This window comes from Lentisphaerota bacterium (genome assembly GCA_016873675.1).
In the GTDB taxonomy this organism is placed as follows: domain Bacteria; phylum Verrucomicrobiota; class Kiritimatiellia; order RFP12; family JAAYNR01; genus VGWG01.
This window is the reverse complement of the sequence record VGWG01000199.1, coordinates 1-2,467: the sequence shown is the minus strand read 5'-3', so window position 1 is coordinate 2,467 and position 2,467 is coordinate 1. Positions and strand designations below refer to the sequence as shown.

The 2,467-nt window shown below is 60.8% G+C and carries 2 protein-coding genes; both read right to left on the bottom strand.

All coding sequences use genetic code 11. From position 1 onward, the window contains the following. Positions 1 to 1,795 (bottom strand): HEAT repeat domain-containing protein (locus FJ222_12635; protein ID MBM4165267.1); only part of this gene is annotated, 1,795 nt, incomplete at its 3' end. A gap of 307 nt (positions 1,796 to 2,102) precedes the next feature. Continuing rightward, positions 2,103 to 2,467: hypothetical protein (locus tag FJ222_12630; GenBank protein MBM4165266.1), on the bottom strand; the 365-nt coding region annotated here is incomplete at its 5' end.

Below are 2,467 nucleotides of genomic sequence, written 5' to 3'. Positions count from 1 at the left end.
CGATCGCCCCCACCCCCGCCTGTATCCATTCGGACCACTGGAAAATTCGGCGCTGCTCGTAAATCGCCTGGCGGGCCAGCGGCTTGACGTGACGGCCATAAATTTGATCCTTATCATCTACCAAGTCGACGCGCAAGCTGTACTGCGCCGCCGGCAAGGTGACTGGAAGAAGCATATCCAGGGCGATGTCATCCTGGCCGTTCCACGGCGCCTGCCAGATGCGGTAGACCTGGTTTAAATCATCGTTCACGAGCCGCAGACGCGCCCGCAAGGGGGGGTAGGCGCCGGTTGACCCATCCTTGATCTGCACCTTCGCCGGGACGCGGGCCTCGCCGGCGATCATGGCCGGCCATCCCGCCACGGCGATCTCGAAACGTCCGCGCACCTCGACCAACCGCTCCATGCGGTGCAGGACCTTGCCGCTTGCGTCACGCGCAACAATCTCCAGGCGGTAATTGGGGTCTGGAAGCGTCAGGATCGGCAGATCCATCGCCAGATCCAGCAGCGTCCATTCGCCCACCTTGCCTGATACGCTCTTGCCCGTGACCGAGGCGACTTCCTGGCCGTCTGGAGTAAACAGCTTCACCTCGGGCATGATCGGCGTCGCCGATTCCTGATGTCGGACAAGAGACACGACCACCTTGGCGGGGGCGCCGGCAAAAAAGATCGCGCGTTTGATCAGTTCGTTTTTGGGTGGGATCGGTTCGTTACGCCATCCGATAGACACCGCCCGGTGGTCGGGACCGTCGCGGAGCCAAGTGAGAATATCCCGCTGCAATACATTCGCATTGGGAATGCTCCAGTACGGCACCTGCTTGATCGGAGGGATATTCTTGATGGCGACATCAAGCGTGTGGTTGCTCTCCGACATCAGCAAACAGCCCCCGCGCCCAATCCGACGATAGCCATAATAGAACTCCTTGAACATCGGCATTTGATCGTCAAGCGGCGGAAAGACGGGGTTCTTGACGAGTTTCTCAGGAAACAATTCATCCCATGGCCCCCGTTGATAACGGTATTCCCGCTTCAGCTTGCCCCGTATGGCCGCGTCCCCTTCGCCGATCATTTCATATTCCTGTTCGATCCAATACAGAAACTGCCCATCGAGAATCACCTGCCCCCCGCGCCGGGCGAAGTGGTGGAGCCGCCACATCAAGAGCGGCGAACTTCGACGCAGCGTCACGAACCACAGCAGGGCGACATCATAAAGCGGCTCACCAGTGTCGTCGAAGATCAGACCCTTATTGATCAACTCGTCGGTCAACTGTTTGTCGCGAGTTTCGAAGAGCGTGCCCTGGAAGACCTCCTTCACCAGAGGTCCGTACATCTGGGTCAGATTGACCGAAATCAGGTTCATTCTCGGCTTGGACCAGCGCGGCTTAAGAGTGTCCGGCTGGCCGGCGATACGGGCGCTGGCTTCCTTGGCGAAATACCGGGTCCACTCGTTGGCGTGGGTTTCAAAGGGCTTGACGGTTTCCGCCGCGCGCGAGTCGCCGATCCGGCCAAGCGCGTAAAGGACGCACTCGCGCAAGTAGGCGTCCTTCATGACCTGTTCGTCGCGGAGCCATCTCAGCAGGGTAGGGACTGCAGTGCGGGACCGCATCTGGCCGGCGGCACTGGCGACAGTCGGACGCATGGTTACGGGGAGATTCGCATAACTCATCCACTCGCCGAAGTTATCGCGAAGCAAATCGACCGTCTGTCCGGTGCTGAGTGTCCAGATGCCGGTGTGGTCGCTCGTTTGGATCATGGCGTTCAATTGAGTCGCCAGTTCTTCAGCGTTCGGAGCGTTCATAATCGCTTCGATTTCGTTGAGTTCCCTGGCGTCCGTCCGCAGCCCAAGTTGCAAGGCGAGGATACCGGCTAGGAGAGCTGGGCGAAGAGCAGTCCTTCGGCGGGAAAAAACGTGTTTCAGTTCATGCCTGTCAATCGAATGAACATTCATAGAGCATCCTCCTCCGTCGGACTCACGCCTGTAGGTGAATAGCAGCAGGTAATGTACCAGTAGGAAGGGGCGAAGTCCAGACTTTCTGGGACGACAGACTTTCTGGGACGACCGCTGAGCCTCGTGTGCGGGACCAACGGACGCTGGGGTCTTCCCCTCAGGACAACGTGGTCAGAAATTCCACGAGACCGGGGATGGCGGCGGTGATCCGTTCGCGGCAGAGGCGGTAGGCGGCGGCGCCGGCGCCGACAGGATCGTCAATGTCGCGGTCGTGGACCGCAGCGGCGGCATCGAAGGATCGCAGGAGGAAGAGACGTTGTCCGGCGTCGGGGTGGTTTTCGCGGATCTGATCGCGATGGGTGCTGGCGAGAGCAACGATCACGGCGGCCTGGCGCACCAGCGCGGGGGTCAGCAACCGGCTGCGGTGGGCGGAGAGATCGCCGCCGGCATCGCGCAACGCGGCGACGGCGCCGCCGCTGGCGGGCAGCCCGGGAATCGCGCAAAGCCCCGCCGACGCAATAG